This is a genomic window from Mesorhizobium sp. M7A.F.Ca.ET.027.03.2.1, from assembly GCF_003999175.1.
GTDB lineage: Bacteria > Pseudomonadota > Alphaproteobacteria > Rhizobiales > Rhizobiaceae > Mesorhizobium.
In genome coordinates this window covers 1-3,016 of record NZ_RZOM01000771.1, presented here as the reverse complement: position 1 = coordinate 3,016, position 3,016 = coordinate 1, and the positions used below count along the sequence as shown (strand labels likewise).

The 3,016-nt window shown below is 61.9% G+C and carries 2 protein-coding genes and 1 pseudogene; 1 reads left to right on the top strand and 2 read right to left on the bottom strand.

The genetic code is table 11. From position 1 onward, the window contains the following. Nucleotides 1-1,178: ATP-binding protein (locus EN750_RS26535; protein WP_145967929.1), on the bottom strand; the 1,178-nt coding region annotated here is incomplete at its 3' end. Then, nucleotides 1,175-2,488, bottom strand: a complete 1,314-nt coding sequence (locus tag EN750_RS26530; RefSeq protein ID WP_127268838.1) for an MFS transporter — start codon at nt 2,486-2,488, stop codon at nt 1,175-1,177. The genes EN750_RS26530 and EN750_RS26535, both read right to left, overlap by 4 nt. 167 nt (nt 2,489-2,655) lie before the next feature. On the opposite strand from EN750_RS26530, the pseudogene EN750_RS26525 reads away from it, so the two are divergent. Continuing rightward, nucleotides 2,656-3,016: pseudogene (locus tag EN750_RS26525) on the top strand (ubiquinol oxidase subunit II); the annotation flags it as partial.

The window sequence follows — 3,016 nt, the reverse complement described above, 5'->3', positions numbered from 1 at the left end:
CTACCTGGCCGGTTCTTGGTCGACGTGTAGGGCTTGCCGAATTCTGCAAGCATGGCTTCTTCAAATCCCGGTCCCGCGTCGACAACTTCGACGATGAGATCGTCCGCGTGGCGGCTGACGATCAACCCGACCCATAGAGGCGACGCTTCAAGTGCGTTGTCCAGTACATTGAACATCACCTGTTTGAGCGCGGGATCGGAGACGATCTCCTGGTTGGCGCCGAAACGCCTGGTGTATTCGAAACCTTGCGGCAGACGTGTCGATTTCCATTCGGCCACCAGTTCCGCCAGGAAGGCGTCGACGGAGGTGCGAACCGTGCCTTCGCCGCGCAATTCGCCCGACGACATCAGGATTCCCGAAACGATCTTCTTGCAACGGTCCAACTGGCCCTGCATCTCCCGGATTTCCTGCGCCAGATCCGGATCTGCCTCGAGAGCCGGCATGCGCTGCCAGTCATTGAGGATGACGGAAAGCGTGGCCAGCGGCGTGCCGAGCTCATGCGCGGCACCGGAGGCGAGCAGGCCCATCCTAACGATGTGAGCCTCCTCCGCCGACTGCTGGCGCAAATCCGCAAGATGGGCGTCGCGGGTGCGAATGTTGTTCTGGACCCTGGTGATGAACAGCACCAGAAGCGTTGCCGCCAGGACGAAACAGATGAACATGCCCTGGATGTGCAGGCTGAACAGCCCGGCACCGTGTGCGGCGGGCAGGCTGATCTCACGGTAGAAAGTGGTCAGCGCGATGAAGCACGTGCTTGCAATGAGGACCAGCGCCCAGACCGACCATGTCTCCAGCAGCACCGCGCCCAGGATGACCTGGAGCAGGTAAAGCGAAATGAAGGGGTTGGACGCACCGCCGCTCAGGTAAAGCTGGACCGTCAACGCGGTGACGTCGAGCAGCAGCCCAAGAAACAGCTCGGTGTTGGTGATCGCGTCCTGGCTGCTGTGACGGCGCAGGCTGGCGACATTGAGAGCGATCAGCAGCAGGATCACCACCGCCATCGGGACCAGCGGCAATCCAATGCCGAGCACGTAGCGGACGAACAGGATCGTCACGATCTGACCACCGACCGCGATCCAGCGCAGTTGAATCAGAAGCAGAAAATTCTGTTTGTTGGTCTTGTCGTGCAACGTCATTGGGCCGGGAGGTCCCCAGCCCTGGCCAAGCAGGTCACTCAAGCGGGCGTCCGATCCAGGCGCTGATTGAGTCTCAGCGCAAGTAACGTGCATAGCGCTCCCGACAACAGATAGGCGCCTGATGAGATCAGCCCGAAATGGGCGGACAGGAACAGAGCGACTATGGGGGCGAAGCCCGCCCCGAACAGCCAGGCGAGATCCGAGGTCAGCGCCGCCCCTGTATAGCGGTAGGTCTTTGAAAAGTTCGAGGCGAGTGCTCCTGAAGACTGGCCGAACGACAGGCCGAGCAGGACGAAGCCCAATACCATGAAGACGGACTCTCCGACGAAGCCGCCATCGAGCAGCTGTGGCGCGAAACCGCTGAACACGGCAATGGCCACCGCCGAGCCTCCGAGCAAGGGCCAGCGCCCAACCCGGTCGGCGACGAAGCCCGAGATCGCGATTGCCGCCAGGCCGAAGAAAGCTCCGATCGTCTCGATGACGAGGAACCGTGCCGGTCCCTCGCGCGTGAACAGGAAAATCCAGGACAGAGGAAACACCGTCACCATGTGGAACAGGGCGAAACTCGCCAGCGGCGCGAAGGCGCCGAGCACGACAGTGCGCCCTTCGGCGCGCAACGTCTCGCGGACGGAAGTCGGCTCCAGTTCCTGGCCTTCGAACAGTTTGGTGTATTCCGGCGTCACCACGATGCGCAGCCGTGCGAACAGGGCGACGACATTGATGGCGAAGGCGACGAAGAACGGGTAGCGCCAGCCCCAGCTGAAGAAGTCTTCGGCCGACAGGTTGCCGACGAAATATGCAAACAGCGCGCTGGCAACGATGAGCCCGAGTGGTGCGCCTAGCTGCGGGATCATCGCATACCAGCCGCGGCGCTTTTCGGGCGCATTCAACGCCAGCAGCGAGGCAAGTCCGTCCCATGTCCCGCCCAGCGCCAGTCCCTGACCGATCCGGAACATGGCCAGCAGCCAGGCCGAAGCCTGGCCGATCTGGTCGTAACCGGGCACGAAGGCGATCGACACGGTCGAGGTCCCCAGCAGGAACAGCGCGATGGTGAGCTTGGCGCTGCGTCCGTAGGCGCGGTCGAGCGCGGTGAAGATCGCCGTGCCGATCGGCCGCGCGATGAAGGCAAGCGCGAAGATGGCGAACGAGTAGAGCGTGCCGGTCAACGGGTCGGCATAAGGAAATACGAGCTTCGGAAAAACGATGACGGAAGCGATCGCGTAGACGAAGAAGTCGAAGAATTCCGACGTCCTGCCGATGATGACGCCAACGGCGATTTCGCCGGGCTTCACTTCATGATGCCGCGCGTTGATCCGTCTTGCGTCGGCTTCGATCTTAGAAGTTGGGCTCACAGCATTCTCCGTCGCCCCGCCGCGGTCTCATTACGATCGCTTGCCATGTGCGCGGGCCAGGTGCTTTGATGACGCCTGCCGCGTCATTGCGGCATTGGACAAATTGTCCAATGCCTTCATTGCCGCGGTACGGCTAGCACTGGGGGGAACAACCGACAGGTCATACATTGAGCCGTCTCCGTACCCTTTTCCTGCTGCCCCTGCTGCCCCTGCTGGCATCGCTCGGCTCCTGCAGCATGGTCGTCATGAACCCTGCCGGCGACGTCGCCGCGCAGCAGCGCGACCTGCTGATGGTGTCCACGGCACTGATGCTGATCGTCATCATACCGGTGATGGCTCTCACCATATTCTTTGCCTGGCGATACCGCCAGTCCAACCGCGAGGCGCGCTACGAGCCGGATTGGGACCACTCGACCCATCTCGAACTCGTCATTTGGGCGGTGCCGCTTCTGATCATAATCTGCCTGGGCGCAGTGACCTGGATGGGCACCCATCTGCTCGACCCCTATCGCCCGATCGGACGTGTAG